This window comes from Streptomyces sp. SM18, from assembly GCF_002910775.2.
Taxonomy (GTDB): Bacteria; Actinomycetota; Actinomycetes; order Streptomycetales; family Streptomycetaceae; genus Streptomyces; species Streptomyces halstedii.
Genome location: NZ_CP029342.1, coordinates 3,478,675 through 3,505,479, shown reverse-complemented (window position 1 = coordinate 3,505,479; position 26,805 = coordinate 3,478,675). Strand labels below are relative to the sequence as shown.

At 73.5% G+C, this 26,805-nt stretch carries 26 protein-coding genes; 13 read left to right on the top strand and 13 right to left on the bottom strand.

What is annotated here, in order from left to right; genetic code table 11:
* Positions 1-29: 29 nt before the first annotated feature.
* The gene (locus B9S64_RS15630) at positions 30-515 is read right to left on the bottom strand and encodes a peroxiredoxin (RefSeq protein WP_103491885.1); all 486 of its coding nucleotides are present in this window, start codon (positions 513-515) and stop codon (positions 30-32) included.
* A 289-nt stretch (positions 516-804) separates the two neighbouring features.
* On the opposite strand from B9S64_RS15630, the gene B9S64_RS15625 reads away from it, so the two are divergent.
* From B9S64_RS15625 to B9S64_RS15615, 3 genes are all read left to right on the top strand, one after another.
* Positions 805-1,593, top strand: a complete 789-nt coding sequence (locus tag B9S64_RS15625; protein WP_103491886.1) for an alpha/beta hydrolase — start codon at positions 805-807, stop codon at positions 1,591-1,593.
* Positions 1,594-1,695: 102 nt separating this feature from the next.
* Entirely contained in the window at positions 1,696-3,420 is a 1,725-nt protein-coding gene (locus B9S64_RS15620) for a SpoIIE family protein phosphatase (protein WP_103491887.1), read from the top strand.
* Between the two features lie 58 nt (positions 3,421-3,478).
* A complete protein-coding gene (locus B9S64_RS15615; RefSeq protein ID WP_103491888.1) occupies positions 3,479-3,913 on the top strand; it encodes a hypothetical protein in 435 nt (144 codons plus the stop codon).
* A 34-nt stretch (positions 3,914-3,947) separates the two neighbouring features.
* Here the strand turns inward: B9S64_RS15615 and B9S64_RS15610 are convergent, their stop codons facing one another.
* The 3 genes from B9S64_RS15610 to B9S64_RS15600 all read right to left on the bottom strand — a co-directional run bounded on the left by B9S64_RS15610 (position 3,948) and on the right by B9S64_RS15600 (position 6,679).
* Positions 3,948-4,796 carry a GNAT family N-acetyltransferase gene (locus B9S64_RS15610; RefSeq protein WP_103491889.1) on the bottom strand — a complete coding sequence of 283 codons (849 nt, stop codon included), beginning with the start codon at positions 4,794-4,796 and terminating at the stop codon, positions 3,948-3,950.
* A 37-nt stretch (positions 4,797-4,833) separates the two neighbouring features.
* Positions 4,834-5,052, bottom strand: coding sequence for a hypothetical protein (locus tag B9S64_RS15605; protein WP_103491890.1), 219 nt, complete (start codon positions 5,050-5,052; stop codon positions 4,834-4,836).
* A gap of 208 nt (positions 5,053-5,260) precedes the next feature.
* Positions 5,261-6,679 (bottom strand): hypothetical protein, encoded by a 1,419-nt coding sequence (locus B9S64_RS15600; protein WP_103491891.1) that lies wholly within the window; start codon positions 6,677-6,679, stop codon positions 5,261-5,263.
* Positions 6,680-6,906: 227 nt separating this feature from the next.
* Between B9S64_RS15600 and B9S64_RS15595 the strand changes: the two genes are divergently transcribed.
* Positions 6,907-8,175, top strand: a complete 1,269-nt coding sequence (locus tag B9S64_RS15595) for a molybdopterin-dependent oxidoreductase (RefSeq protein WP_103491892.1) — start codon at positions 6,907-6,909, stop codon at positions 8,173-8,175.
* Positions 8,176-8,491: 316 nt separating this feature from the next.
* Here the strand turns inward: B9S64_RS15595 and B9S64_RS15585 are convergent, their stop codons facing one another.
* The 4 genes from B9S64_RS15585 to B9S64_RS15570 form a co-directional block, all read right to left on the bottom strand.
* Positions 8,492-9,271: a bifunctional 2-polyprenyl-6-hydroxyphenol methylase/3-demethylubiquinol 3-O-methyltransferase UbiG gene (locus tag B9S64_RS15585; RefSeq protein WP_103491894.1), complete on the bottom strand. Its 780-nt coding sequence runs from the start codon at positions 9,269-9,271 to the stop codon at positions 8,492-8,494.
* Positions 9,268-9,912, bottom strand: coding sequence for a DUF2064 domain-containing protein (locus B9S64_RS15580; protein ID WP_103491895.1), 645 nt, complete (start codon positions 9,910-9,912; stop codon positions 9,268-9,270). Before B9S64_RS15580 ends, B9S64_RS15585 begins: the two co-directional genes overlap by 4 nt.
* The gene (locus B9S64_RS15575; RefSeq protein WP_103491896.1) at positions 9,909-10,640 is read right to left on the bottom strand and encodes a glycosyltransferase family 2 protein; all 732 of its coding nucleotides are present in this window, start codon (positions 10,638-10,640) and stop codon (positions 9,909-9,911) included. Before B9S64_RS15575 ends, B9S64_RS15580 begins: the two co-directional genes overlap by 4 nt.
* Positions 10,641-10,758: 118 nt before the next feature.
* The gene (locus tag B9S64_RS15570; RefSeq protein WP_103491898.1) at positions 10,759-11,823 is read right to left on the bottom strand and encodes an NAD(P)-dependent oxidoreductase; all 1,065 of its coding nucleotides are present in this window, start codon (positions 11,821-11,823) and stop codon (positions 10,759-10,761) included.
* 568 nt (positions 11,824-12,391) lie between these two features.
* On the opposite strand from B9S64_RS15570, the gene B9S64_RS15565 reads away from it, so the two are divergent.
* Both B9S64_RS15565 and B9S64_RS15560 read left to right on the top strand, forming a co-directional pair.
* Positions 12,392-12,595, top strand: coding sequence for a cold-shock protein (locus tag B9S64_RS15565; protein WP_028441541.1), 204 nt, complete (start codon positions 12,392-12,394; stop codon positions 12,593-12,595).
* 243 nt (positions 12,596-12,838) lie between these two features.
* Positions 12,839-14,323, top strand: coding sequence for a DEAD/DEAH box helicase (locus tag B9S64_RS15560; RefSeq protein WP_109492060.1), 1,485 nt, complete (start codon positions 12,839-12,841; stop codon positions 14,321-14,323).
* 168 nt (positions 14,324-14,491) lie between these two features.
* Here the strand turns inward: B9S64_RS15560 and B9S64_RS15555 are convergent, their stop codons facing one another.
* A complete protein-coding gene (locus tag B9S64_RS15555; RefSeq protein ID WP_109492059.1) occupies positions 14,492-15,400 on the bottom strand; it encodes a zinc-binding dehydrogenase in 909 nt (302 codons plus the stop codon).
* Between the two features lie 201 nt (positions 15,401-15,601).
* Between B9S64_RS15555 and B9S64_RS15550 the strand changes: the two genes are divergently transcribed.
* Both B9S64_RS15550 and B9S64_RS15545 read left to right on the top strand, forming a co-directional pair.
* Positions 15,602-16,192: a ScbR family autoregulator-binding transcription factor gene (locus B9S64_RS15550; protein ID WP_103490720.1), complete on the top strand. Its 591-nt coding sequence runs from the start codon at positions 15,602-15,604 to the stop codon at positions 16,190-16,192.
* Positions 16,193-16,210: 18 nt separating this feature from the next.
* Complete coding sequence (locus B9S64_RS15545; protein WP_103490719.1) at positions 16,211-16,972, top strand: SDR family NAD(P)-dependent oxidoreductase; 762 nt, start codon at positions 16,211-16,213, stop codon at positions 16,970-16,972.
* Here the strand turns inward: B9S64_RS15545 and B9S64_RS15540 are convergent.
* On the bottom strand, positions 16,966-17,919 hold the full coding sequence (locus B9S64_RS15540; RefSeq protein ID WP_103490718.1) for a ScbA/BarX family gamma-butyrolactone biosynthesis protein: 954 nt from the start codon (positions 17,917-17,919) through the stop codon (positions 16,966-16,968). The genes B9S64_RS15545 and B9S64_RS15540 overlap by 7 nt on opposite strands.
* Positions 17,920-18,021: 102 nt before the next feature.
* Between B9S64_RS15540 and B9S64_RS15535 the strand changes: the two genes are divergently transcribed.
* The 5 genes from B9S64_RS15535 to B9S64_RS15515 all read left to right on the top strand — a co-directional run bounded on the left by B9S64_RS15535 (position 18,022) and on the right by B9S64_RS15515 (position 23,374).
* On the top strand, positions 18,022-18,666 hold the full coding sequence (locus B9S64_RS15535) for a ScbR family autoregulator-binding transcription factor (RefSeq protein WP_028441536.1): 645 nt from the start codon (positions 18,022-18,024) through the stop codon (positions 18,664-18,666).
* Positions 18,667-18,765: 99 nt separating this feature from the next.
* On the top strand, positions 18,766-19,497 hold the full coding sequence (locus B9S64_RS15530; RefSeq protein WP_103490717.1) for a peptidoglycan recognition protein: 732 nt from the start codon (positions 18,766-18,768) through the stop codon (positions 19,495-19,497).
* 197 nt (positions 19,498-19,694) lie between these two features.
* Complete coding sequence (locus tag B9S64_RS15525) at positions 19,695-20,450, top strand: transglycosylase family protein (protein ID WP_103490716.1); 756 nt, start codon at positions 19,695-19,697, stop codon at positions 20,448-20,450.
* A gap of 201 nt (positions 20,451-20,651) precedes the next feature.
* The gene (locus B9S64_RS35415) at positions 20,652-20,951 is read left to right on the top strand and encodes a hypothetical protein (protein ID WP_103490715.1); all 300 of its coding nucleotides are present in this window, start codon (positions 20,652-20,654) and stop codon (positions 20,949-20,951) included.
* The gene (locus tag B9S64_RS15515) at positions 20,951-23,374 is read left to right on the top strand and encodes a glycoside hydrolase family 65 protein (protein WP_103490714.1); all 2,424 of its coding nucleotides are present in this window, start codon (positions 20,951-20,953) and stop codon (positions 23,372-23,374) included. Before B9S64_RS35415 ends, B9S64_RS15515 begins: the two co-directional genes overlap by 1 nt.
* A 49-nt stretch (positions 23,375-23,423) precedes the next feature.
* Here B9S64_RS15515 and B9S64_RS15510 read toward each other — a convergent pair whose 3' ends face one another.
* From B9S64_RS15510 to B9S64_RS15500, 3 genes are all read right to left on the bottom strand, one after another.
* Positions 23,424-24,107 (bottom strand): class E sortase, encoded by a 684-nt coding sequence (locus B9S64_RS15510; protein ID WP_109492225.1) that lies wholly within the window; start codon positions 24,105-24,107, stop codon positions 23,424-23,426.
* A gap of 80 nt (positions 24,108-24,187) precedes the next feature.
* Entirely contained in the window at positions 24,188-25,852 is a 1,665-nt protein-coding gene (locus B9S64_RS15505; protein WP_103489503.1) for an ABC-F family ATP-binding cassette domain-containing protein, read from the bottom strand.
* A gap of 389 nt (positions 25,853-26,241) precedes the next feature.
* Positions 26,242-26,619, bottom strand: a complete 378-nt coding sequence (locus B9S64_RS15500; protein WP_103489504.1) for a MerR family transcriptional regulator — start codon at positions 26,617-26,619, stop codon at positions 26,242-26,244.
* Between the last annotated feature and the right edge of the window lie 186 nt (positions 26,620-26,805).

Here is a 26,805-nt window from a genome sequence, read left to right as displayed (position 1 = left end):
GAAGAGATACTGCCGGAGCCCGGCAGTCTTTATCCGTTCTTGATGCCGGAGAGTCGCGCCGCGAGCGTGTCGACCGACCGGAACGTGGCCCCGAGCAGCGCGACGTGCTTCCACCGCAGCACCCCGTCCGGCCCGATCAGGAACACGGAGCGCCGCACGCCGATACCGGGCGCGGCCACCTTGTACGCGCGGGCGACGTCCCTTCCGGTGTCGGCCAGGAGCGGCATGCGGAGCCCATGGGCGCGGGCGAACGCCTCATGGCTGTCCACACCCTGTGGGCTGATCCCCCAGACCTCGGCGTCGAGCTCCTCGAAGGTCTCGAACCCGGAGGAATAGGCGCAGAGCTGCTTGGTGCAGACGGCCGTGTCGTCGCCGGGATAGAAGGCGAGGACGACGGACCGGCCGCGCGCGTCGGAGAGCGTGTGCTCCCCCCGCTCGAAGGCGTCCCCGGTCCATGTGCCGCCCGGCAGCGTGAAGTCGGGTGCCGGAAGGCCGATCTCGGGTCCTGATGCCATGGGTGCTCCTCTTGTTTCCGTACGGGACTCGCCGAACGTGACTCGCTGTACGTGACTCGCGGTACGTGACTCGCGGTACGGGATTCTTCGTGCGGGACTGTTCGTGCGGGACGCGCCGTAAGGGACTTTCCGTACGGGTATTCCCGTACGGGGCCGGGGACGGGACTCGTACAGTGCACGCCACTTCCGGCACATGGACATGTTCCACCCATCCGCGGGTTCTCCGGGGCCGAATATGGGACAGGAGAGAGCGGGGCAGGGGTCCCCGCGCCCCGAACGGGAGGTCTGTGTGATCCAGCGTCCGCCGTCGGCAGCGGTGCTCATCCTCCACGGCGGCTACGAGACGGGTCTGGCACCGCCCCCGCCCGGCCCCATGAACCTGCCCGGCCTGCGGATGCTGCCGTTCCTCCACGGGGTGACCCGCGCGGTGCGGGGCGGCCCCGAGGTCCGGGTACGCCGCGTCCGCTACGCCCACCGGGGCTGGAACGGCACCCGGCAGGACCCGGTGGACGACGCGGTACGGGCGCTGGACCGGCTGCGGCGCGAGGCCGGAGACGTCCCGGTGGTCCTGCTCGGCCACTCGATGGGCGCACGCGCCGCGCTCCACGCCGCCGGCCACCCCCTGGTCCGCGCGGTGGTGGGCCTCGCCTCCTGGTGTCCGCCCGGCGACCCGGTGACGCAGCTCGCGGGGCGTGACGTCGTCCTGCTGCACAGCACCCGGGACCGCGTGACCAGCCCGCTCGCCGCCCAGTCGCTCACGGCGCGCGCACGCAGGGCCGGCGCCCGTACCTGCCTGGTGACCGTCCCCGGCAGCGACCACGCGATGCTCCGGCGCGCGCCGGCCTGGCACCACCTGACACGGACACTCGTGGCGGGACTGCTGGGCCTGGCCCCGGTACCGGCGCCGGTCGAGGCCGCGTTCGGCCTGCCGTCCGGCGCCTCGGCGGCCGACGGCACGCTGTGTCTGGCCGACGTGGACACCCGGGGACAGAAGGCGGAGCGGGGTGCGGAGGACCGGCCCGGGGCGGTCGGCCGGGGCCTGCGGGGATGCGAGGTGGAACAGGGCGGCGGACGATGAAAGGCGGAGAAAGGCGGCACGGCGGGCGGTCCGGATCCGGCCGCCCGGTACCTGCCGCACCGGGACGGTCCTGCCCGGTACCCGCACACCCTGGAGGCTCCGTTGCCGGCCGAACAGCCCGCCGCCGACCCGCCCCCGCCCTTTGACGTGGCGAAGGTGACCGCCGTGATGCACGGCAGTCCGGCGGGCATGGCCGTGTTCGACACGAAGCTGCGCTACCTGTACGTGAACCCGGCACTCGAACGGCTCAACGGGCTCCCCGCCGCCGCACACCTGGGCAGGACCGTCGAAGACGTGCTGCCCGAGCTGGATGTGGACGAGGACGTGATGAAGGCGGTCCTGGCCGACGGCAAGTCACGCGAGGCGATGTCCAGCGGCCGCACCTGGGCGACCGTCCCCGAGGGCGAGCGCTTCTGGCAGGGGGCGTACCACCGCCTGGAGGAGGAGGGCGAGGTACGCGGACTGGTCGGGGTCGTGCTGGAGGTCAGCGTCGCGCGCCACCAGCAGAAGGAGCTGGAGCGGGCCAGGCGCTACCTGACGCTCCTGGACACGGCGGCGGTCTCCATCGGCACGACGCTGGACATGGACACCACCTGCCAGGAGCTCGCGGACTTCGTGGTGCCCGCGCTCGCCGACGCCGCCGTGGTCGAGGTCTTCCCGCCGGAGGTGGGCCACGCGGTTCGCCGGCCGCCGGAGGGGGTGCTGAGGCTGCGCCGGGCGGCGATGGCCACGGGCCCGGGGATCCCGGACGTCACCGGCCAGTTCGGGGACCCGGGCGAGTACATCGACTACCAGGCGGACGCCGCCGTGCCGCGCTGCCTGGAGGCGAACCGGCCGGTGATCGAGAACCTCTTCAGCGACGAGCAGCTCGGCCGTGCCGCACCGACCCCGCACCGGGTGGCGGCCTACCGGGCCATCGGACTGCACTCGGCCGTGGTCGTGCCGCTCACCACCCGGGGGCGGCCGCTGGGCGTCCTCGCCCTGGCACGGACCGGGGACTCGCCCGTCTTCACCGAGGGCGGGGACGTGGTCATCGCCAGGGAACTGGCCGTCAGGGCCGCCGTCGACCTGGACCAGGCCCGCCGTTACGCGCACGAGCACACCATCGCCAAGGAACTCCAGCGCTCGCTGCTCTCCGAACCACAGGGGCCCCACCCCCATGTGCAGGTCGCGAGCCGCTACCGGCCCGCGGAGGAGGGGGCGGTGGTGGGCGGTGACTGGTTCGACGTCATCTCCCTGCGCGACGGCCGTCACCTCAAGGCCATGGGCGACGTGATGGGACACGGTGTCGAGGCGGCGGTGGCGATGAGCCACTACCGGTCGATCCTGCGTGCCGTGGCCGAGGACGACATGGAGCCGCACCGCATCCTGACGCGCCTCGACGAGGCGGTGGGACGTTCCGGCGTGGACCGGGCGGCCACCTGCCTGCTCGCGGTGGTCGACCGGCTCGGCGGCACGTGCCGGCTGGCGAGCGCCGGACATCTGCCACCGGTCTTCATCGAGCCGGGGGCCGCGCACGCCCGTGTGATCAGCATGCCCGTCGGGCCGCCGCTGGGCACCGGCTTCGGTGAGTACGTCACGACGGCCGTCCCGTGCGGACCGGGCACCGTGCTCTTCATGTACACCGACGGCCTGGTGGAGCGGCGCGGGGAGGACATCGACGTGTCGGTGGGGCGGCTGGCGGGTCTCACGATGCCCACGAGCGGGCTGCTGGAAGACCTCCTGGACGAGGCCCTGGACCGGTTCGGGGAGGACGCGGAGGACGACATCGCGGTGCTCGCGTCGCGGGTCCACGAAGGCGTGCCGCCCCTCGGCGACGACGACTGACCGCGGCCCGGCCTTCCGCCGGGGCCCGTTGTCAATGGCGGCTGAGAGCATCGGCGGCATGGAACCTCTTCTCCTCACGGACATCGAAGCGGCCGTCCGCAGCAGTTGGGACGCCGACACCACCACCCCCGCGCACCGGCCGCACTGGGACCCCGCCAACCCGGCCCGGGACCATTGCGGGGTCACCGCCATGGTGCTCAACGACCTGCTGGGCGGTCAGCTGATCCGGGGTGAGGTGCTGGTCGACGGCCAGCAGGTGGACTACCACTGGTGGAACCGCCTGGGCATGGGGGTGGACATCGACCTGACGCGGCAACAGTTCGCGTCGCACGAGCATGTGGTGGGCGGGACGGTGATCGAGCGTCCGGCGGAGTTCACGCGCCTGCGCGAGGAGTACGAGCTGCTGCGCGACCGGGTGCTGGAGCGGTTGCGGGGGCGCATACCGGCGGCGGCGGAGTCGGAGGCGGGCACGGGCACGGGCCGTACGGCCTGAGCGCCACGGCCTGGGCGCGGCACGGCCCGCGCGCTCAGCCCAGTTCGAGGCTGGTGATGCCGAAGACGCCCGCCCGGTCGAACTCCGGGACCGGCCCCGTGTACATCCGCGCGGTGTCGAACGACGGGGTGAGGCCGAGCTGTTCCGCGAGGCGGACGGCCGCCGGATTGACGTCCGGCACGTCGATCGCCACCGGCACGTCCGGCGCTCCGGACGCCAGCGCGCTCACCAGCGCGGCGGCCACCTCCGGGGAGTCCGCGTGCACGGGCCCGATCCGGGAGGCCTCGCGGCAGGCGCGCAGCACGGCGAACCCGGCGAGTTCTCCGTCCCGGAGGGCGGCCAGTGCGGTGCGCCGGGGCGCGGTGATCCAGGGGGCCAGGAAGCTGTCGCGCGGCTCGGGGAAGAACCGCCGGTCGTAGGCGGCCAGCCGTACGAAGGGCAGGGTGCGGGCGTCGGTGAGGGTCACCCCCGCGGGCGGGGCGATCCCGGCGGGCACCGCACCCTCGTACCGCGCGTTGCCCCAGGCCCTGCGGAAGCCGGAGCGGCGGTAGTTGTCCTGCTGCGCGGGCACCCCGTCGAGGCCGACGACGCGCCCCGCCAGCCGGGCGGTCCCGGCCTGCCAGGTGCGCAGCCCGTACCCCCTGCCCCGCAGCGACGGACGGGTCAGGTAGAAGCCGAGGAAACCGAAGGAGCCGCCGTAGCGCACCACGGAGACGGAGGTGACGGGCTCGCCGTCGAGGCGGCCGATCAGGAAGCCGTGCGGGTCGGCGCCGAAGAACGCGTGGCCGTCGTCGAGCCCTGGGTTCCAGCCCTCGTCATGGGCCCAGTCGCCCAGCATCGTGATGTCGTCGGCGCTCGCGGTGGTGATCTCGAAGTTCGGCACGGCTCAGCATTACCCCGCGCCCGGCCGGTTCATGGGGTCATCGCGCGGGCTCCTGGGAGCGCCCGCGCAGCCGGCGCAGCACGAGCAGGGCCGAGGTGATCAGGGGCAGGAGTCCGGCCAGGGTGTTGAGGACGGTGAGGGCGTCCTGGGTGCCCCTGGCCCGCCGCACCTGCTTGACCGTGCGGACGATGGCGAGCGCGCTGCTGCCCAGGTTCAGGGCCAGTCCGGCCTTGGAGTTCTTCGGTGACATGGGCATCTGTCGTACCTCCTGGTACGTGCATGTGCCTGCGGGGTCCCTCGCTCCACGTAACCGGCTCCCGGACGGGTCCGCAATCGGGGGGCTCGTGGAAGCGCGCGGGGGCGTGTGACAGACGCTCTCACGCCCCGTCCACCGCCCCTCACCACCCCGTCCCTCGCCCCTCACCACCCCGTCCCTCGCCTCTCACCACCCCGTCCCTCGCCTCTCACCACCCCGTCCACAGCAGATGGTTGATCAGCAGGGCCACGGCCGCCTGCGCGGCCAGCCAGCCGCGTGTCCCGCGCCCCGGCAGGAGCGCGGCCGCGGGCAGGAGCCACAGCACGAAGGGCTGCCAGATGCGTTCGGTCTCCGCCTTGCTCATCCCGGAGAGGTCCGCGAGGGCGAGGGCCAGCAGCGCCGCCAGGACCAGTAGGGCCGCGCACTGCTCGGCGGTGGCCGTGGTGGTGCCCCGGCCGGGGCCGAGGGCGCGCAGGGCTCCCGGAGCCCGGGAGGCCGCCCGGCGCAGCCCGGCGACGGTGGCGAGACCGGCGGCGAGGGTGGCGCAGGCCAGGTTGCCCCAGACCCAGTAGGCGTACGGGCGGACGCCGCCCGCGCCCTGGTAGTAGCGCTCGACCAGCAGGTGGTACCCCTCCCACCAGTTGAAACCCGCCAGGGTGAAGGCGGCGGGCACCACCAGCGCGCCGAGGAGGAACGGCGGCACCGGGCGCGCGGACCGGGCGAGGACGAGCACGGCGAGGAGGATGACCGCGACGAGCGTCAGACCGTAACTGAGGTAGCACGTCACCCCGAACAGCAGCCCGGAGCCCAGGGCGGCGGCCGCCGGGCGCCGGGCCGTCCCGGTCGCGGCCAGGGCGAGCAGGGCGACGGACCAGGCGGCCACCCCCGCGAAGTAGCCGTCGGCCGAGGTGCCCGTCCACACGGCGAACGGGGCCAGCGCGAGGAACGGGGCGGCACGGCGGGCGAGGCGCTCGTCGGCCAGGGCGCGCAGGGCGATCAGCACGGCCACCACGCCGGAGCCGCCGAGGACGATGCACCAGACCCCGGCCCACGCCCCGCCCCCGAGCCCGATCCGGTCCAGGCCGACGAAGGTGAGCGTGGCCCCCGGGGGATGGCCCGCGACATGGGCGGGCCAGTTGCCCGGGGGGCCGATCACGATGTGGTCGGTGAAGCCGCGCAGGGCGGCCGGGACGTCGTCGAAGCGGTCGATGACGCGGAGGTACTCGTGCTTGGTGGTGAGCCTGCGGGCCACACCCCGGTCCCAGCCCTCGATCAGGGCCAGCGAGAAGATCCAGGCCAGGGCGGTCGCCCACGCGCCGAGCAGCAACCGCCGCCAGGGCGTACGGGCCGCGAGCCCCGGTCCGTACGCGAGGACGGCGACGGCGACGGCCACGGCGGCCGGGGTGCCGGGTCCCACGTGCGGGTCCCAGGAGGCCAGCAGCGGTGGCCAGTGGACCTGGAGGCTGCCGTTCGCGTCCTGGACCGCCCGGCCCACGACCACGGCCACGACCACCAGCAGGACCCCCGCGGCCGCCGCCGTCAGGTCCCGGCGCCGCCCGCCGGGTTCGTCGGGGCCGGCGGGTTCCTCGGCGGTACGGACGGGGTCACCGCGCTCCTCGGTCTTCACGCCGGCAGGCTATGCACCCGGCGGGCGCCGAGGCCGGTACGACGCCGGGGTGTCACACGGCCGCCGGATCCCCCGGGCCGCCGGAAGCCCCGGCCGCCGGATCCCCCCGGCCGCCAGACCCCCCGGCCGCCGGATCCCCGGCCCGCGATACGGCCTGCGGAGGGACGTCGGGCTCCGGTCAGGAGTCGTACGCCCTCCGCGACCGGGTCCCCGCATAACGTCGGCCCATGGGCGATCCACCACGTCGGACGGCCCGTGCGCGGCTCCGCGCACGAGCCATCCCCTCCAACCCCGCTTTCTGGCGCAGCCCGGTGCGCGGGGTCAGGTTCACCGCGGTCCTCGGACTCGTGCTCCTCGCCGGGATCACGGTGGTGTTCGTGACCGGTCTGCTGTCCTACGCGGCGTACAACCCCGACCTCGCGGCGGTCAACGACAAGACCCCGGAGAAGGGCTGGCTGGGCTTCTACCTCTTCGCCTGGCCCACCGGTCCCCGCTGGCTGTACCGGCTGACCCAGGGGCTGCACGTCACCGTGGGTGTCGTCCTCGTCCCCGTGGTGCTGGCCAAGCTCTGGTCGGTGATCCCGAAGCTCTTCGCACTGCCCCCGGCCGCGTCCCCGGCGCGCGCCCTGGAGCGGATCTCGCTGCTCCTGCTGGTGGGCGGGGTGCTCTTCGAACTCGTGACGGGCGTGCTGAACATCCAGCTGGAGTACCTGTTCCCCGGGTCGTTTTACCCGCTGCACTTCTACGGGGCGTGGGTCTTCATGGCCGCGTTCCTCGCGCACGTCGGGCTGAAGCTGCCCCGCGCCCTGCGGGTCCTGCGCCACGGCGTCACCCGCCCGGACACGGACGAACTCGCCTCCCCGGCCCCGGCGGAGCCGACCGTCTCCCGGCGCGGGGCGCTCGCCGTGGTCGGTGCCGGATCGCTGCTCCTGCTGATCACCACGGGGGGCCGCAGCTTCGACGGAGTGCCGCGGCGCCTCGCGCTGCTCACCCCGCGCGGCGGCGCGGAGCCGGGCAGCGGCCCCGACGGCTTCCAGATCAACAAGACGGCCGCGTCGGTGGGCGTCACGGCGGCGGACACCGGCGACGGGTGGCGGCTCACCCTCGTCGGACCGGCCGGGGAGTTCCGCCTCACCCGGGCGCATCTGCTCGCCATGGACCAGTACGACGCCGCGCTGCCCATCGCCTGCGTGGAGGGCTGGTCGACCTCCAACCAGCGGTGGCGCGGGGTGCGGCTGCGCGACCTGGCCGTACGCGCGGGACACCCGGACGGGGCGGCCGACGTGCTGGTGGAGTCCGTCCAGCGCGCCGGGCCGTTCCGTACCGTCGCGCTCCGGGACAACCAGGTGCGCGACCCCCGCTCGCTGCTGGCCCTCGGCGTCAACGGCGCGGACCTGTCCCTGGACCACGGGTACCCGGCGCGGGTGATCGTGCCCGCCGCGCCCGGGGTGATGAACACGAAATGGGTGACCCGGATGACCTTCGGAGGGCTGTGATGCGCGTGCCGCGCCGCTGGTACGGGGCGGGGCCGCCGCACCTGGTCCTGATGGCCGCGTCGTTCGCGCTGGCGGGGTACGCCGGGGTGCGGTTGCTGGACGGTGGCGGCCCGACCTACCTGGTGGTGCTCTGGTTCGTGGGCGCCGCGCTCGTCCACGACCTGGTGCTGCTGCCGCTGTACACGCTGGCGGACCGGGCCCTCGCCGGACCGCCGGGCCGCCGGAACGACCTGGTGAACTTCGTCCGGGTGCCGGCCCTCCTGTCGGGACTGCTCCTGCTGCTCTGGTGGCCCCTGATCACCCGGCGGGCCACCCGCTACGAACCGGCGAGCGGAATGTCCCCCGACAGGTTCCTGGGCAACTGGCTGCTGATCACCGCGGTGCTGTTCGTCCTGTCGGCGCTCTGGCTCGCCGCGCGCACCGCCCGGTCCAGGCGCAGGGCGACGAAGGCACGGCCGCCGGACTCCCACTGATCGGCGGGCCGCCACCCCTGCCGCCGCGCGTGCCGGAGCAGGGCCGGCGTGCCCAGACGCGCCCACGGGAAGGGGGCGGCGGCCGGTGCGCGGCCGTCGTCCAGCCGGACCCGTACGTGTTCGTCGACGTCCTGCGACGCGTTCTCGGCGATGAGGAGGCCGCCCGGGGCGAGCAGGGCGGCGGTCCGGCACAGCAGCGCGCCGGGATCCCCGCCGATGCCGATGTTGCCGTCGAGGAGCAGGGCGGTGCCCCAACGGCCCTCGCCGGGCAGCGGATCGAAGACACTGCGGTGCAGCGCCGAGCCGCCGAGCCGCTGGGTGTGGTCGACGGCCGCCTCGCTGACGTCGATGCCCAGCGCGCGGTGCCCCCGGGCCGCGAGCGCCGAGACGAGCCGCCCGGGGCCGCAGCCGATGTCGATGACGGGTCCCTCGCAGCGGCGGAGCGCCGAGAGGTCCGTGGCGTCGGCGGCGCCGCACCAGCGCTCGACGTCCAGCGGCAGCAGCCAGCCGTCCGTACGGCGCAGGAAGAGCGGGCCGCGGCCGGTGCGCAGGGCGTTCGCGTACGGGTCGGTGGCCCAGGCGGCGGAACGTCCGGGGCCGGGGGGCGGCAGGGTGGTGCTCATCCGGCCACCGCCCCGGCCGACCGGGCGAGGACGGCGGCGAACTCGCCGTGCGGGGCCGCCGCGGCGACGTGTGCCGCGTCCTCGGCGTCGTCCACGTCACGCAGGAGCGGCAGATCGCGCACGGTGAGCCCGGCACCGGTCAGCCGGGCGCGCTGGAGCGCCCCGGTGCGGGGGAGCGACATCGGCACCCCGAGGACCAGTTCCGGGCGGGGCACGGCCAGCCCGAGCGCCCAGAAGCCGCCGTCCTCGGCCGGTCCGAACCAGGCGTCGCAGCCGTCCCAGCCGTCGTCGGACAGGGCGGGGGCCAGGTCGGCGGCGGTCAGCTGGGGTGTGTCCATGCCGATGAGGAGGGTGGGGCCGTCGCACCGGGCGAAGGCGGCCGCGATGCGCGCGTCCAGGCCGCCCGGCCCCTGCGGGCGCACCTCGATGCCCTCCGGCAGCCAGGGGCCCGGCCGTCCCTCCAGGACGAGGACGCGGCGGCGGGCGGGCAGCGCGGACACGGTCCGCAGGGTGTCCGTGAGCGAGGCGGCGGCGATCCGCGCCGCCTCCTCGGGGCTGTACGGCGGGGTCAGCCGGGTCTTGACGCGGCCGGGCACCGGTTCCTTGGCGATGACGAGCACCGTCGTCGGCCCCGGGTTCACCGGGCGGCACCCGTCCGTACGGGGTGCGCCGTCGCCGCCGGGGGCCGGCGCAGCACCTCGCGCATGTCGCGTACCGCGTGCCAGGTGCCCCGCCAGGTGCCGGTGACCTTGGACCTGCCGGTACGGGGGAGGTAGGGGACGTCGGTCTCGGTGACGCGCAGCCCCGCGTCCGCCGCGAGGACCACCATCTGGAGGGGGTAGCCGCTGCGGCGGTCGGTCAGGCCCAGCTCCAGCAGCGCCTCGCGGCGGGCGGCCCGCATCGGCCCGAGGTCGCGCAGCCGCAGCCCGGTGCGGTCGCGGAGCATCCGGGCGAGGGCGACGTTGCCCAGGCGGGCGTGCGCGGGCCAGGCGCCACGGCCTCGGGGGCGGCGTCTGCCGAGGACCAGATCGCTCTCGCCCGCGGCGATCCGGTCGACGAAGCCGGGCAGCAGGGCCGGGTCCAGGGAGCCGTCGCAGTCGCAGAAGCAGACGTACGGGGCGGTGGCGGCGAGCAGGCCCGCGTGGCAGGCGGCTCCGAAGCCCCGGCGCGGCTCGTGCACGACGGTCGCGCCGAGCGCACGCGCGAGGTCGGCGGAGCCGTCGGTGGATCCGTTGTCGACCACGACGGCCCGCCAGCCGTCCGGAACGCGGCCGAGCACCCAGGGCAGGGCGTCCGCCTCGTCCAGACAGGGGAGGACGATGTCTGCGCCGGCGGGAGCGGGCGCACCGGTGAGGGAGGTATCGGTCACGCGCTCACCCTACGGAGACGAAAGCGGCATTTCGGGCTTCGGGTTCCCGCGAAACGGGGACGTCGACCGGGTGGCGGCCAGGACGGGACCGTCGCGGCGGCCCTGTCCTGACGTGTGGTCACTCCCCGGCGGCCCCCGCCCGTAGCCGGGCCGTGGCGAACTCCGCCATACCCTCCGCGAAGCCGACCTCCGGCTTCCAGCCCAGCTCGTCCCGCAGCCGCCGTGAGTCCGCCGTCACATGCCGTACGTCCCCGAGCCGGTACTCGCCCGTGACGACCGGCGCGGGGCCCTGGTGGGCCGAGGCCAGCGCGGACGCCATCTCACCGATGGTGTGCGGCTCACCGCTTCCGGTGTTGTACGCGGTGAAGGCGCCCGGCTCACGTTCCGCGAGGGCCGTCAGCGCCACGGTGTTGGCCGCCGCGACGTCCCGCACATGCACGAAGTCGCGCCGCTGCGCGCCGTCCTCGAAGACCCGCGGGGACTGCCCACGGGCCAGCGCCGAGCGGAAGAAGGAGGCGACACCGGCGTACGGGGTGTCGCGCGGCATCCCGGGCCCGTACACGTTGTGGTACCGCAGCGAGATCGCGCGCCCGCCCGTCGCCCGCGCCCAGGCGGACGCCAGGTGTTCCTGCGCGAGCTTGGTGGCCGCGTAGACGTTGCGCGGATCGGCGGGCGCGTCCTCCGTGACGAGGCCGGGGCTCAACTCCGCTCCGCAGGACGGGCAGCGGGGCTCGAACCGGCCCGCCCGCAGATCGTCCGCCGCCCTCGGCCCCGGCCGTACGGTGCCGTGCCGGGCGCAGTCGTAACGGCCCTCGCCGTAGACCACCATCGAGCCGGCCAGCACCAGGTCGCGCACCCCGGCCGAGGCCATCTCGGCGAGGAGCACCGCGGTACCGAGGTCGTTGAGGCCGACGTACTCCGGAGCGTCGGCGAAGTCCTTGCCCAGCCCGACCATGGCCGCCTGGTGACAGACGGCGTCGATCCCGGCCAGCGCCCCGGCCACCGCCTCCCGGTCACGCAGGTCCCCGACCGTCAGTCCCTGAGCGGGGGGCCGGTGCGCACCCGCCGGATGGGCCGAGGGCAGCAGCGCGTCGAACATCACCGCCTCGTGCCCCGCCGAGCCGAGGGCCTGGACGATCTGTGACCCGATGAACCCGGCTCCGCCGGTGACCAGTACACGCATGAGCGCCACGCTAAGGGCTGCGCGGCCGCGCCCGGTGGATCAGCGCGCGGCGTCGGACGCGGTGCGCCGCACGGCCGAGGGCGCTTACGCACCGGATGGGTCCGCGCGTGAATGTAGCCCTTCACGACGGGGGATGCGTGAAGGGCTACGCGTGCAGTATGGCCCTTCGGCGGGTCACGCGACAACTGACCGGTCGGTCAGCTGAACGGGGTCCCCGCCCTGGTCGGGGAAGGTCCGGGGAAGGTCCGGGGGGAGTGCGGCCGCGCGCGCCGGCGGGGGAATTTTTCGAAGGTACCGGAATTGATGGGCGCGGCTCTCCATTTATGGAGGGTGGCGTGCGCGGACGTGCGGGCGGAGTGATATAGTTTTCGGCTCGGCTCCGACGGAATCGTGCTACCCTGGGCCGGAGTTGCAGTTGTGGTTCCCAAGACTTCAGGTGCACCGCCCCTTTTTCACTCGGGTGGGTGCGCTTTTGTATTTCCGGTCCCTGCCGGTCGGGGTAATCATGTGCGGCGACGTAGGGAACGCACAGTGCGGACCCACGGGCAACGCCCCGAAGGAGAAAAATATGGCAACCGGAACCGTGAAGTGGTTCAACTCGGAAAAGGGTTTCGGCTTCATCGAGCAGGAAGGTGGAGGCGCCGACGTCTTCGCCCACTACTCGAACATCCTCGCCCAGGGCTTCCGTGAGCTCCAGGAAGGCCAGAAGGTCAGCTTCGACGTCACGCAGGGTCAGAAGGGCCCGCAGGCGGAGAACATCACCCTCGTCTGATCGCTCAGGCGTATGACACGGCTGGGACCCGCACCTCCGGGTGACGGGTCCCAGCCCGTTTTTCCGCCCGCCCGGTCCCGGACGCCGCACATGCCGGGTCGTCGGCGCCGGGCGGGCCCCGCAGTACGCATTCGTCTCTGTCACCGGCTCGTTTCCGGCGATTCCCGGGGCCGCGCACCGAAAAAGGGTGCGGCCCGACCGGAAGGAATCCCTCGGCACGCGCCATTCGAGGGAAGGTTCTCTGTGAACCGGGATCGCATAACCCGCACGCATGACCGGTCCGACCGGAAGGGTTCCGGTGGATCATCCGCCGGCGCGTCCGGCGGGAGCCGCCGCACCCCCACCGGAACGGGTGAATTCACCGCACCGGAACCGGTCGTCCCGGCGCTGCCCCCCGTGGAGGCGTTCGGCGACCTGGACATGCCCGCGCCGCTGCTGGCGGCCCTCGTGGCCGAGGGGGTGACGGAGCCCTTCCCGATCCAGGCGGCCACCCTGCCGAACGCGCTCGCCGGACGCGACGTGCTGGGCCGCGGGCGCACCGGATCGGGCAAGACGCTCGCCTTCGGCCTCGCCCTGCTGGCCCGGACCGCAGGCCGCCGCGCCGACGCCCGCCGTCCGCTGGCCCTGGTCCTGGTGCCCACCCGGGAGCTGGCGCAGCAGGTCACCGACGCCCTCGCCCCGTACGCGCGCTCCCTCAAGCTGCGGACGGCCTCGGTCGTCGGCGGTGTGTCCCTCAGCCGGCAGGCGGCCGCCCTGCGCGACGGCGCCGAGGTGGTCGTCGCCACCCCGGGCCGGCTGTCCGACCTGGTCGGCCGGGGCGACTGCCGGCTCGACCGGGTCACCGTGACCGTCCTCGACGAGGCCGACCAGATGGCCGACATGGGCTTCCTGCCCCAGGTCACCGAACTGCTGGACCTGGTACGGCCCGACGGCCAGCGGATGCTGTTCTCGGCCACCCTGGACCGCGAGGTGGACCAGCTGGTCCAGCGGTACCTGCACGACCCGGTGGTGCACTCCGTCGACCCGGCGGCCGGTGCGGTGACGACGATGGAGCATCACGTGCTCTACGTCGAGGGCGCCGACAAGTACGCCACGACGACCGAGATCGCGGCGCGCGACGGCCGGGTGATCATGTTCCTGCACACCAGGCACTCGGTGGACCGGCTCACCGCCCATCTGCTCGGCAGCGGGGTACGGGCCGCCGCCCTGCACAGCGGGAAGTCGCAGCCGCAGCGCACCCGCACCCTGGAACGGTTCCGGAGCGGTGACATCACCGTGCTGGTCGCCACGAACGTGGCCGCACGCGGCATCCACGTCGACCACCTCGACCTGGTCGTCAACGTCGATCCGCCCGCCGACCACAAGGACTACCTGCACCGGGGCGGCCGTACCGCCCGCGCCGGGGAGTCCGGGCAGGTTGTCACGCTGGTGCTGCCCGACCAGCGCCGCGAGGTGGCCCGTCTGATGGCCGACGCCGGAATCACCCCGCACACCGCGCGGGTCCGCTCCGGTGAGGCCGAGCTGAGCCGCATCACGGGGGCGCGGGCGCCCTCGGGCGTCCCCGTGGCGGGCGCGGCCCCGTCGACCGAGCGGTCCACCAAGGGCGCTCCCGGTCCGCAGCGGCGACGCGGCAGCAAGCCCCCGCAGGGCCGCCGCTCCCACGCGGGCACGGCGACCGCCGAGGCCCGGGCCGCAGCCGCCCAGCGCCGCGCGAACCGGGCCGGGTAGCCGCCGGGCGGCGCGAAGGCCGGGCCGCGGCACACGCCGGCCCACGGAGAAGCCCGGCCGCGCGGCAGAGGCGGGATCGCGGCAGAAACCGGCCGCGGCGGAAGCCGGAGGCGGCCCGCCCGCGCACGGCACCTGCCCGCGCGGACCCACGGGCCCGGCCCGGCCGCCTCATGGCCGCAGTACCACCTTGCCGACCGTCCGGCGCGCCAGCAGGTCCTCGTGGGCGCGCCGGGCCTCGGCCAGCGGGTAGTCGGGCCCCGTCACCGGCTTGAGGCGCCCCGCGCCCACCAGCTCGAAGAGCTCGCCGAGCGGCCCGCTGACGCCACCCGGAGCCGCCAGGGCGGGCCGCAGCCAGAAACCCACCACCGACGCGGGCAGCCGCCCCAGCCGGGCCGGATCGACCGGGGTGAAGCCGGCGCGGGCGGCGTTGCCGTAGGTCACGAGCCGGCCGAAGGGCGCCATCGACTCCAGTGCACGGTCGAAGAGCTCGCCGCCCACCGCGTCCAGGACGACGTCCGCCTTCTCGGCCAGGGGATAGGCGGCCACCGCGTCCGCCCCGAGCTCCAGGGCGAGCCGCTCCTTGGCCGGGGTGGACGCCTGGGCGAGCACCCGCCCCGCACCGAACTCCTTCGCCAGCTGGACGGCGAGACTGCCCACCCCGCCCGCCGCGGAGTGCACGACGACGGTCTCCCCCTCACGGAGCCGGGCCGCGGTCCGCAGCAGGTGCCAGGCCGTCAACCCCTGCATGAGCAGGGCGAGGGCCTCGGCGGCACCGAGCTCCTCGGGGACCTCCACGAGCGCGGACTCCTTGGCGGCCACCTGCTCCGCGTAGCCCCCGGAGACCCGGGCCAGCACCCGCCGGCCGTCCGGCGTACGCCCCACGACCTCACTGCCCGGGACGTACGGCAGCGCGGAGGCGTCGAGGTAGGAACCGTCCACCTGGTGGGTGTCCGCGAAGTTCACCCCGGCGGCCTCCACGGTGAGCAGCACCTCACCGTCCCCCACCGCGGGGGAGGGGAGTTCGACGGGCCGGAGCACTTCGGGACCGCCGAAGCGGTCGAACTGGATGGCGAGCATGGCCGCACGGTATCGCGGACCGCTGCGGGGCGGCCGGGGGAGCCCGTGGCCTGTGGACAACGGGGACAACGGGTTCATGGAAGTCGGCCGAAACAATCCGTCCGGTTTGTTAGAGTGGTCACTCTGAGTGTCCGCGCGCCGGGAAGAGCCGGGCGGGCACCCCTGTAGTCCTCGGATCCCCGTACTCACCGGAGCGGCAGGATGGCCAAGCAGGACCGTGCGGTACGTACCCGGCAGGAGCTCATCCGGTCGGCCGCCGTCGCCTTCGACCGGAGCGGGTACGCGCTCTCGTCCCTCACCGAGATCAGTCGCGGAGCGGGGGTCAGCAGCGGGGCGCTGCACTTCCACTTCAGCAGCAAGCGGGCGCTCGGCCGGGCGGTCGAGGAGTCGGCGGCCCAGGCACTCGGGGACATCGTCGCCTTGCCGCGCTGTGAACAGCCGCCGCCGCTGGGGCACTTGGTCTCCACGTCGCACCTCCTGGCCTGCCGGCTCGCCGAAGACGTCGTGCTGCGGGCCGGGTTCGGCCTCGCCGCCGACGCCACCTGGATGGAGGACGTCACACTGTGGCGGACATGGCGCGGTTGGGTCCGCTCGACGCTGACCCGGGCCCGCCGCGAGGGCACGCTGTCCCCCGATGTCCCGCTGGAGGACGCCGTGTCGGCGGTGACGGCGGCGGTGGTGGGCGTCCAGGCACTCGGCCGTTTCGACGTGGAGTGGTCGCCGGACTACGCCCTCACCCAGTTCTGGAATCTCATGCTTCCGCGGATATCCGCCATGGTCCCGGCCGAATAACGCTGCGAGACTGCGCCCATGAGCGATCTTCTGAACGGCAAATCCGTCCTTGTCACCGGGGCGAGCAGTGGAATCGGCGCGGCGGCGGCACGCGTGTTCGCCCAGGAGGGCGCGCGTGTGGTCCTGGCCGCGCGAAGAGAGGACAGACTGGCGGCGCTGACCGAGGAGTTGAAGGGCCAGGGCGCGGAGGCGGCGTACGTCGTCTGCGACGTCACCGTGGCCGAGGACGCGGTCCGCGCGGTGGAGTTCGCGGTCGAGACCTTCGGGCGCCTGGACGGCGCGTTCAACAACGCGGGGCTCGGCGGCGACCGGACGCCCCTGCACCTCATGGGCGACGACGTCTACGACGCGGTCATGGACACCAACGTACGCGGCGTCTGGAACTGCCTGCGCCCGGAGATAGCGGCCATGCTGGAGGGCGGCGGCGGCTCCATCGTGAACAACAGCAGCGTGGGCGGGCTGGTGGCGATACCGGCCGCCGCGGCCTACATAGCGGCCAAGCACGCGGTCGTCGGCCTCACCCGGGCCGCCGCGGACGAGTACGCGAAGCAGGGCGTCCGGGTCAACGCCGTCGCCCCCGGAACCACCCGCAGCGAGATCACGGCGGACTGGTTCGGGCGCAACCCCGGTCTGGAGGAGATGGTCAACGGCATGACCCCGCAAGGCCGTACGGCCGATCCCGCGGAGATCGGCGCCGCCGCCGCGTGGATGCTGAGCGACCGCTGCCCGTTCCTCACGGGCACGGTCATGCCGGTGGACGGCGGGTTCGTCAATCAGTGAGCGGGAGCCGGGGCCGTGTGCCCGTAGTCGTCGCGGTGTCCGGTGACTGATCCGGTCAACCGGCCCCGGAACACCGGATCGCCGTCCTGCGTCCCCGTGACCAGTACGGTGGTCCGGCCGGGGCCGGAGACCGCCTCCGCCGTGATCCAGCAGGGCCGGTCGAACTCGACGTAGCGCTCGAAGCTGCTGGAGAAGGCGGTCATGTCGAAGGGGGAAGGGTGCAGGAACGCGTTGGCCGCCTGGTGCGCGGCCTCCATCAGGACCAGCCCGGGGACATGGTCGACCGGGTGGTCGAAGAGCAGGACGTTGTCCACGTCGTTGCGCAACTGCCAGTGGTGCGGGCCGTCTCCGGGTGCCAGGACCACATCGTGAGCGGTGACGCGGCCGACCGCGCGGGGGTCGATCGGATCGGGAAGCTCCCAGGTGTTCCAGCCGGCCGTCGGGTGCTCACCGCGGAGGCGGCGGAAGACGGCCGGGGATATCCAGCCGAAGTCGCAGTCGGCTCTCGCCACCATGACGGTGTCGTGGAACAGGCGGATGTCCATCCCGAGCGAACCGACCGCGCGTCCCCGCTTCTTGGGCTCGGCGAGGGCGATCTCGACGGTCAGCGCCGCCGGTTCGTCCGAGGGGACGCGGAAGCCGGGCACGACGGTGAAGTCGAAGGAGTGCAGCAGGGTTTGGTGCGAGAGCGGCACTCCGTACTCGGCGTGCGCGATGACCAGGCCGGTCTGGCGGACGGTCTGGGTCAGCACACGGGGGTCGTACGGCATCTCCCCCTCGGGGGCAGGCCAGCGCACGGTGAGCGAGAACACGCCATCTTCCCGGCGGCGCCAACCGGTGACGAGAAGCGCCGAATCGCGGCTGAGGTGGGCGTATTCCTTGGGTACCGCGTCCGTGCCCCTCGCGTCGGGGTGCGGAGCGGGGCGGAAAACAGGAACCTCGGACACAGTCCCCCCGGACGTGGCGCAAAACGATTGAAAGGGCGCTGGTAGGATACCGGCTCACCGGTTTTTTTTGAAGCGCACATCCACGATCAAGGGGAGCGCAGGTTGGCAAGGCAGCAACGGGCGATCCGGACGCGCAGAATCTTCCTGGAAGCCGCCGCCGAGGTCTTCGACGAGCACGGGTACGACGCCGCCACCATCGCCGCGATCCTTGAGCGGGCGGGTCTGACCCGGGGTGCGCTGTACTTCCACTTCACCTCCAAGGAAGAGCTGGCGCGCGGGGTGCTCCAGGAAGCGGTGACCTCCGACGGAGTCTCCCCGCAGACCTTCAAGCTGCAGGAATGGGTGGACATAGCCCTTCTGCTCGCCTACCGCCTGCCCCGCGAACCGATGCTCAGCGCCTCGATACGCCTCTCCATCGACCCGCGGGCGCGCTCCCTGTTCGGCACCCGCTGGCCCGACTGGATCAGCCTCGGCGCCGGTCTGCTCGTCGAGGCCAAGGAGCGGGGCGAACTCCTCCCGCACGTGGACCCCGAGGCGACCTCTCGGCTCCTCGTCGGGGCCTGGACGGGCGTCCAGCTGGTCACGGAGTCGATGAGCGAACCACCGGACCTGGTCTCCGAGATCTCGGCCCTGTTCGAACTGATCCTTCCCAACGCCGTGGTTCCCGGGGTGCTGGCACGGCTGGACACCTCCCCGCACCGCGCGGAACGCATCATGGAGGAGAACAGGGTGGCCGCCGCCTCCTGACCGCGAGGCCGCCGCGGGCGACGCCCGAGCCCCTCCCCACATCACCCGTCCGGGTGGCCCACACCTGCGAAACGGCTGGTCAGCGGTCAGTGTGAGGCTATGTGGCTTCGCCGAACAGCCCTGGCCGCCGCGGTCGTGCCGCTGGCCCTCCTGGTGTTCCGGGACGCGCCGGTACGGTTCCTCGCGCCCGAGCGGGCCTCCGCGAAGCCGGCCGCACCTGCGGCTCCGCGCCCCGCGATCGTCGGCCGGGCCCAGTGGCACGCGGACGAGAGCCTGGTCAAGGAGCACGCCAGCTACACGGGCGAGGTCAACGCGGTCTTCGTCCACCACACCGGACACCGCAACGACTACGACTGCGCCGACGTCCCGAGGATGCTCCGGGCCATGGAGGAGGACCACGTCCGGAGCGAGGGCTGGGACGACATCGGCTACAACTTCGTCGTCGACCGCTGCGGGACCGTCTACGAGGGGCGGGGCGGCGGCATCGGGCGCTCCGTACGGGGCGCCCACACCACCGGTTTCAACGAACACAGCGTGGGGATCGCGGCCATCGGCGACTTCGCCCCCGGAGTACCGGTGCCCAAGGCGCTCATCGAGGGGATCGCGAAGGTGGCCGCGTGGAAGCTGCGTCCGGGCATCGACCCGCGCGGCACCGTCCGCATGGTGTCATCGAACGACGACAGCCTGTTCCACCGGGGCCAGGTGGTCCACCTCCATGTCGTCTCCGGCCACCGCGACACCTTTGAGACCAACTGCCCGGGTGACGCCCTGTACGCCCAACTCCCGGCGATCCGGGAGGAGATGGCGAGACTGCGGACCCCCCGTCGATGACGCGCGGCCGCCCGCCGGCCCGCTCCACGGCCGCCCCGCGGCACGGCTCCGGACGGGCCCGGGACGTGTTCCGGCCGGGCCACCACCTGGGTGAAATGACGGTCCGCGGACGCGTCGCAGCCACCTGAAAACCATACTGGCGGCTTATCTGTTCGTGCCCGAGCACACCTTCTGGAGCACAGCGGAGGAATACCGTCATGCCGGCATCACCCCTCGCCAAGCGGCCCGTCGAAGCCGCGCTCGCTCTTCTGCTCATCCTCCTGAGCGTGCTGGGCCTCTCCGGCCGCAGCGCCGCCGCCGTCCCGGCCCAGGCCGCGCCCTCGCAGGTCTCGCAGGCGGCCCCCGCCCGCGCCGTCCTCTTCCCCACCGTCACGGCGGGCACCGACTGGGACCGCATCGCCCAGTGCGAGAGCGGCGGCCGCTGGAACATCAACACCGGCAACGGCTACCACGGCGGGCTCCAGTTCTCGCCCTCCACCTGGCGGGCCTACGGCGGCGGACAGTACGCACCCCGCGCCGACCTCGCGACCCGCTCGGAACAGATCGCCGTCGGAGAACGCGTCGCCCGCTCGCAAGGCATGGGCGCCTGGCCGACCTGCGGCCGGCTCGGGGCGAACGGCGGCTCCTCGTCCGGCGGCACCGTCCAGGCCACTCCGGAGAAGCAGTCCTCCGGCAGCACGAGCGGTTCGCACGGTTCGACCGGTGCGACCGGCGGTTCCGAGAACGCCTCCACGAGCCACGCCGACGACTCCGGCAGCGCCGCGGTCACCTACCCCCACGACCTCGTCGGTGACGAGACCTATGTCGTCGAACCGGGCGACTGCCTCTCCGTGATCGCCGAGCGCGCCCAGACCCACGGCGGCACCGACGCCCTGTACGAGCTGAACCGCTCACTGCTGGACGAGGGACCGGACCTCATCTACCCCGGCCAGATCCTCCAGCTCACCGCCTGACGCCCGTACGCCTGACGCGGTTCACCTGACGCCCGTACGACCGAAGCCCGTACGCCTGACGCCCGTACGACCGAAGCCCGCACGACCGAAGCCCTTACCGCTGACACCCGGTACCGGCCCCGCGCCCGGAAGCTCCGTGGCGGGGTGGACAGCACCGCGGCACAGCGCCCCACTCCGACTTCTCACCCGGGGGTCCGGTCCATGGCAGCCTCATCGTCCCCGGTCGGCGCCCCGCGAACCGTTCGCGCCGTCGTCTTCGACACCGACGGAGTGATCACCGATTCCACCCCAAGACGCGCTGCGGCCAGGAAGAAGGCACCCGACGCCCGCCCCGACGGGAGAGACGACCACCGGCGCCCTGTGGACGGCCGCTCACCCCAGGAGGTGGTGGGAGCGGACCGCACGGAGACGGACGACAGCGCCGACGACCTGCGGCGGCACGGAGCGGACGCCGTCGTGGCCGACCCCGGGGAGCTGCTGCCCGGCTGGGAGGCCGGCTGATGGCACGACCGGACTGGACCTGGGCGTACGAGGGGTACGAACCGGCGAAGGAACGTCTGCGCGAGGCGTTGTGCACCCTGGGCAACGGCTACTTCGCGACCCGGGGCGCAGCCCCCGAGACGCACGCGGGCGAGTCGCACTACCCGGGCACCTATGTGGCGGGCTGCTACAACCGGCTGGTCTCCGACGTCCAGGGCCGGGACGTGGAGAACGAGGACCTGGTCAACCTGCCCAACTGGCTGCCGCTGCGCTACCGCCTGCGGCCCGCCGACACCTCGCCCGGACCCTGGCTGCACCCCGACCACCCGTCCCTCGTCGAGCACCGGCAGTGGCTCGACCTGCGGGGCGGCACCCTGAGCCGCCGGTCCGTCTACGAGGACGCGTTCGGCCGCCGGCTCACCGTGGAACAGGACCGCCTGGTGCACATGGGCGACCCCCATCTCGCCGCGCTGCACACGGTGTTCACCGCCGAGGGCTGGTCGGGGGAGCTGGAGGTGGTGGCCGCACTCGACGGCGACGTACGCAACCGGGGGGTGCCCCGCTACCGGGACCTGGCCGACCGCCATCTGACCGCCTGGGAGACGGGTACGGAGCACGGCTCCACCGTGTGGCTGCGGTGCCGCACCGTGGAGTCGGACATCGGCATCGCCCTGGCCGCCCGTACGGTGGCTGCCTGCGGGCCGGGGCAGAACGGCGGCGAGCACCGGGCCGCCCCCGAACTGCTGGCCCGGGGCACCCGGCAGACCCTCCTGCTGCCGATCGCCCCCGGCTCCCCGGCCGTCGTGGACAAGACCGTCGCGCTCTACACCTCCCGTGACCCGGCCATCGGCAGCCCGCTGCGGGCCGCCGTCTCCGCGGTGGGCCGCGCCCCGGCGTACCCGCCGCTGCTGGCCTCGCACCACACGGCCTGGTCCGACCTGTGGCAGCAGGCCCGTCTCGAGGTGCCGGGCGAACCGGGGCGCATCCTGCGGCTGCACCTGTTCCACGTGCTCCAGACGCTCTCCCCGCACACCGCCGAACTCGACGTCGGCGTACCGGCCCGGGGGCTGCACGGGGAGGCGTACCGGGGCCATGTGTTCTGGGACGAGCTGTTCGTCCTGCCCTTCCTGAACCTCCATCTCCCGGAGGTGTCACGGGCGTTGCTCGACTACCGGCACCGGCGGCTGCCCGCCGCCTGCCGGGCCGCGCGTGCGGCGGGGCGGGTCGGCGCCATGTTCCCGTGGCAGAGCGCCGACGAGGGACGCGAGGAGACCCAGCAGCTCCACCTCAACCCGAACTCGGGACGCTGGCTGCCGGACCACTCGCACCTCCAGCACCACGTCGGCTCGGCCGTCGCCTACAACGTGTGGCAGTACTGCCAGGCCACCGGCGACACCGACTACCTGTACGGCAACGGGGCGGAGACCCTGCTCCAGGTCGCCCGCTTCTGGGCCGACAGCGCCGAGTGGGACGAGTCCCTGGAGCGGTACCGCATCCGGGGCGTGATGGGGCCCGACGAATACCACGACGCCTATCCGGACGCCGAGCGGCCGGGCCTCGACGACAACACGTACACCAACGTGATGGCGGCCTGGGTGCTGGCACGGGCGGGTGACCTCTGCCGCGACCTGCCCGAGAACAGATGCCGGCAGCTGTTCGAGCAGGTCGGGGCGGACCCCGCCGAGCGGGAGCGCTGGGAGGACATCTCCCGCCGGCTGCACGTGCCCTGGCACCGCGGCGTCATCAGCCAGTTCGCCGGGTACGGGGAGCTGGCCGAACTCGACTGGGACGGCTACCGGGCCCGGTACGGGGACATCCGGCGGCTGGACCGGATCCTGGAGGCCGAGGGCGACACCGTCAACCGCTACCAGGCGTCCAAACAGGCCGACGTGCTGATGCTCGGCTACATCTTCTCGCCCCGCGAACTCGCCTCCCTCTTCCAGGGCCTGGGGTACGAACTCGACGACGCGACCTGGCGGGACACCGTCGACTACTACGCGGCCCGCACCAGCCACGGATCCACGCTCAGCTCCCTCGTCCACGCCCTGGTACTGGCCCGGGTCAACCGCGACGACGCGTGGCGCCACTGCGAGGAGGCGCTGACCGGGGACGTGGCGGACCTCCAGGGCGGTACGACGGAGGAGGGCATCCACCTCGGTGCGATGGCCGGCACCCTCGACCTCGTCCAGCGCGGGCTGACGGGCCTGGAGATCCGCGACGACGCCCTCTGGCTCAGCCCGGCCCTGGTGCCCCAGCTGTCGAAGTTCCGGGTGCGCCTGCGCTTCCGGCGGCACTGGGACGTGGACCTGCGGCTGCGGACCGAGCGGCTCAGGATCGCCGTGCCGGACTCGGGCCGTCCCGCGGTCCGTGTCCGGCTGGACGGACAGACGTACGTCGTCGAACCGGGCACGTCCCGCTGGCTGGAGCTGCCCGACGAGGCCTGACAGGACGAGGTCTGACAGGACGAGGTCTGACAGGCCGGGGGAGCCGTGGTCAGGAGGGCTTCGAGGCGACCAGGACGCCGATCTTGTCGATCCGGTGCTCCGGGTTGTCGTTGCCGTCGCGCCAGTGGTTCCCGGCCGCGTCGTCCTCCGGGGTCGCGCAGGTCGACACGGTGATCATCGCCTTGGTGGGCTTCTCGCCCGGAGCACCCGGCACCTCGGCCCGCTGGGCTGCCAGGGAGCGTTCGGAGCGGAAGGACGTCGTACGGGTCCCGGTGATCCGGTACTCGTACACCGTGCCGCCCTGCGTGACGAAGACGGAGTCGCCCGTGTCCAGCGAGGGCAGCTCGCGCAGCGGGCCGCCGGCGACGATCCGGTGGGCGGTCACCAGGTAGTTGCCCTTCTCACCCGGGCCTACCCCGCCCCGCTCGCCGTACGGGCTGGCGGCCTCGCCGCGGTCCTGGACGCGGGTGCCCGGCCGGTCGTCCGGGGTGCCCTTGTACGGGACGACCCGCAGACCGCCGACGCCGATGGCCGGGATGTCCAGGGTCGCGGTCGCGGTGCGTGGATCGGTGCGGTCCGCGGGGGCCGGTGTCGGCGACGGGGCCGGGGCGGCGGCCACCGGGGCGGGCGGCTGCGGGGCGCCGGCGGCGGCCGGGCCGGCCGCCGCCAGCACGAGGACGGCGGCGCCCGCGAAGGCCCGGGGAAGATTCTTCGGTCCGTGACGTGGATACATGGGGAAGATCCGCATCCGTTGCCGGTGGGAGGACGGCCGTGGTGCGCGCCTCCGCCTCCCAGTACACACCCGGCCCGCCCTCAGTCGCGCGCGCTGGGGGATTCCAGCAGGTCGCGCACCTCCTCCGCCGTGGTCTCCGTCAGCTCCTCGCCGACGAGCAGCCACCGGGTGATGCCGACCGATTCGAGGAAGCCGAGGTCGTGCCCGGCGATCACGAGCGCGCCCTCGTAAGCCTCCAGCGCAGTCGTCAGCTGCCGGACACTGGCCAGATCCAGATTGTTGGTCGGCTCGTCCAGCATCAGCAGTTGCGGAGCCGGTTCGGCGAGCAGTACCGAGGCGAGGGCCGCGCGGAAGCGCTCGCCACCGGAGAGGGTCCCCGCCGGCTGCTCGGCGCGCGCCCCCTTGAACAGGAAGCGGGCGAGCTGGGCACGGATCTGGTTGTCGGGGACCCCGGGCGCCGCCCGCGAGACGTTCGCCGCGACGCCGAGGGCGTCGTCCAGCACGTCCAGACGCTGGGGCAGGAACCTCAGCGGTACGAACGTCCTCGCCTGGCCCTCCCGTGGGGCCAGCTCCCCGGTGAGCGTGCGCAGCAGCGTCGTCTTGCCGGCGCCGTTGCGGCCGATCAGCGCGACGCGCTCGGGACCCCGTACCTGGAGAGAGCCCTCGCGCAGTGCGCCGAAGCGGGGCCGCAGCCCCTCCACGGTGAGGACCGTACGGCCCGCCGGGACGGCCGTGTGCGGGAGCCGCACCCGGATCTCGGCGTCGTCGCGGATCGCGTCGGAGGCCTCGTCGAGCCGCTCCCGTGCCTCCTGGAGGCGGTCCTCGTGCAGGCCCTTGAGCTTGCCCGCCGCCTCCTGCGACGACCGCTTGTGCGCGCCCGCGACGATCCTCGGGGCGCGGTTCTGGGCGTCCATCTTCTTGTTGTGGCGCTGCCGCCGGGCGACCTTGGTCCGGGCCTCCTCCAGCTCGCGCTTCTGCCGGCGCACGTCGGACTCGGCGGCCCGCAGCATCCGTCCGGCGGCCTCCTGCTGCGTGGCCAGCGCCTCCTCGTACGCGGAGTGGCCGCCGCCGTACCAGCTCACCGAGCCGGCGCGCAGGTCGGCGATGCGGTCGACGCGTTCCAGCAGGTCACGGTCGTGGCTGACCACGAGGAGGATGCCGGAGCGCCAGGAGTCGACGGCCTCGTACAGTCTGCGGCGCGCGAACACGTCGAGGTTGTTGGTCGGCTCGTCGAGGAGCAGGACGTCGGGGCGTTCCAGCAGCAGGGCGGCCAGGCGCAGCAGCACGCTCTCGCCGCCGGACAGCTGACCGACGGTGCGGTCCAGGCCGATGCCGTCGAGGCCGAGCGTGCCGAGCGTCGCCAGCGCGCGCTCCTCGACGTCCCAGTCGTCGCCGAGCGTCTCGAAGTGCTCGACGGCGGCGTCCCCGGACTCGATGGCGCGCAGCGCGGCCCGCCGCTCGGCGATGCCGAGGGCCGCGTCCACCCGGAGCGAGGTGTCCAGGGTGAGGTTCTGCGGCAGGTAGGCGAGGCGGCCGCCGACGGTGACCGATCCCGCCGAGGGCCGCAGCCGGCCGGCCAGCAGCCGCAGCAGGGTGGACTTCCCGGAGCCGTTGGTGCCGACGAGGCCGGTGCGGCCGTGGCCCACGGTGAGGGACAGGCCGTCGAAGACCTCGGTGCCGTCCGGCCACCGGAAGGACAGCGCGGAGCAGGTGAGGGAGGTGGCGGGGGCGAGTGGCTGGGACATGGTGATCCTCGCAGGCGTCAGCGTGTGAACAGGGGCTTCGTATGCGAGCACCACGCGGCGACCGGGCCAGGTGAGGAACGGGGGGTGCGTCCGGTCTCCGGAGGCCGGGGACGGGCAGGGCACCGAGGTCGCATCCACGCGGGGGTCACGGGGCGGCCGGAAAGCCGGCGGCGGCGTGACGGGTCACGGCAGGAGCCGTACCGCGCGATGATCGCGGACCTCAGATGCGCAACGTCCACCTCTATCGGAGACGACAGGACCCTACGACTGTAGCGCAGCGGTCCCGGCCGGGGCGGTGGTTTTCCGGGCGGGGGCGGACCCTCGCCGGGCCGGGGCGGCGAGGACGGCGAGGGTGGCGGGGTCCGCCGGGGAGGGGTACGGGGCCGTGCTCAGCCGGTGGTTCCGGTGCCGGTGCCGGTGCCCGCGTCCGTGCCGGTGCCGGTGTCCGTTCCGCCCGCCGCCGCCCGGTACTCGGCGTTGATGCGCTGGGCCTCTTCGAGCTGGTCCTCAAGGATGATGATGCGGCAGGCGGCCTCGATCGGGGTGCCCTGGTCGACGAGTTCCCGGGCGCGGGCCGCGATCCGCAGCTGATACCGGGAGTAACGCCGGTGGCCGCCCTCGGAGCGGAGCGGGGTGATGAGCCTGGCCTCCCCGAGGGCGCGGAGGAAACCGGCGGTGGTGCCGAGCATCTCGACCGCCCTGCCCATCGTGTAGGCGGGGTAGTCGTCGTCGTCGAGCCTGCCGCCGAGCGGACTTTCCGCTGTCATCTGCACCTCTTCGTGGGGGACGCGTGTCGGGGGCCTCGACGCCGTACGGCACCGGGGCCCCGAAAGGAATACAACACCATCCCCCGGTACCGGTGACCGGCCGACGTCCGGTTTCGCACGCTGGAGGGAAGACAGGGCGCGGCCGGTGCGCCGCGGCGGCGGCGGTGGTGTCCGGTGCGCCGGAGG

Bases quoted from the DNA above. Each gene is read 5' to 3' on its own strand.
- B9S64_RS15630 (WP_103491885.1), bottom strand. From the start codon at position 515: ATGGCATCAGGACCCGAGATCGGCCTTCCGGCACCCGACTTCACGCTG.
- B9S64_RS15615 (WP_103491888.1), top strand. From the start codon at position 3,479: ATGGAACCTCTTCTCCTCACGGACATCGAAGCGGCCGTCCGCAGCAGT.
- B9S64_RS15605 (WP_103491890.1), bottom strand. From the start codon at position 5,052: ATGCCCATGTCACCGAAGAACTCCAAGGCCGGACTGGCCCTGAACCTG.
- B9S64_RS15595 (WP_103491892.1), top strand. From the start codon at position 6,907: ATGGGCGATCCACCACGTCGGACGGCCCGTGCGCGGCTCCGCGCACGA.
- B9S64_RS15585 (WP_103491894.1), bottom strand. From the start codon at position 9,271: ATGAGCACCACCCTGCCGCCCCCCGGCCCCGGACGTTCCGCCGCCTGG.
- B9S64_RS15570 (WP_103491898.1), bottom strand. From the start codon at position 11,823: ATGCGTGTACTGGTCACCGGCGGAGCCGGGTTCATCGGGTCACAGATC.
- B9S64_RS15565 (WP_028441541.1), top strand. From the start codon at position 12,392: ATGGCAACCGGAACCGTGAAGTGGTTCAACTCGGAAAAGGGTTTCGGC.
- B9S64_RS15555 (WP_109492059.1), bottom strand. From the start codon at position 15,400: ATGCTCGCCATCCAGTTCGACCGCTTCGGCGGTCCCGAAGTGCTCCGG.
- B9S64_RS15550 (WP_103490720.1), top strand. From the start codon at position 15,602: ATGGCCAAGCAGGACCGTGCGGTACGTACCCGGCAGGAGCTCATCCGG.
- B9S64_RS15545 (WP_103490719.1), top strand. From the start codon at position 16,211: ATGAGCGATCTTCTGAACGGCAAATCCGTCCTTGTCACCGGGGCGAGC.
- B9S64_RS15530 (WP_103490717.1), top strand. From the start codon at position 18,766: ATGTGGCTTCGCCGAACAGCCCTGGCCGCCGCGGTCGTGCCGCTGGCC.
- B9S64_RS15525 (WP_103490716.1), top strand. From the start codon at position 19,695: ATGCCGGCATCACCCCTCGCCAAGCGGCCCGTCGAAGCCGCGCTCGCT.
- B9S64_RS35415 (WP_103490715.1), top strand. From the start codon at position 20,652: ATGGCAGCCTCATCGTCCCCGGTCGGCGCCCCGCGAACCGTTCGCGCC.
- B9S64_RS15515 (WP_103490714.1), top strand. From the start codon at position 20,951: ATGGCACGACCGGACTGGACCTGGGCGTACGAGGGGTACGAACCGGCG.
- B9S64_RS15510 (WP_109492225.1), bottom strand. From the start codon at position 24,107: ATGTATCCACGTCACGGACCGAAGAATCTTCCCCGGGCCTTCGCGGGC.
- B9S64_RS15505 (WP_103489503.1), bottom strand. From the start codon at position 25,852: ATGTCCCAGCCACTCGCCCCCGCCACCTCCCTCACCTGCTCCGCGCTG.
- B9S64_RS15500 (WP_103489504.1), bottom strand. From the start codon at position 26,619: ATGACAGCGGAAAGTCCGCTCGGCGGCAGGCTCGACGACGACGACTAC.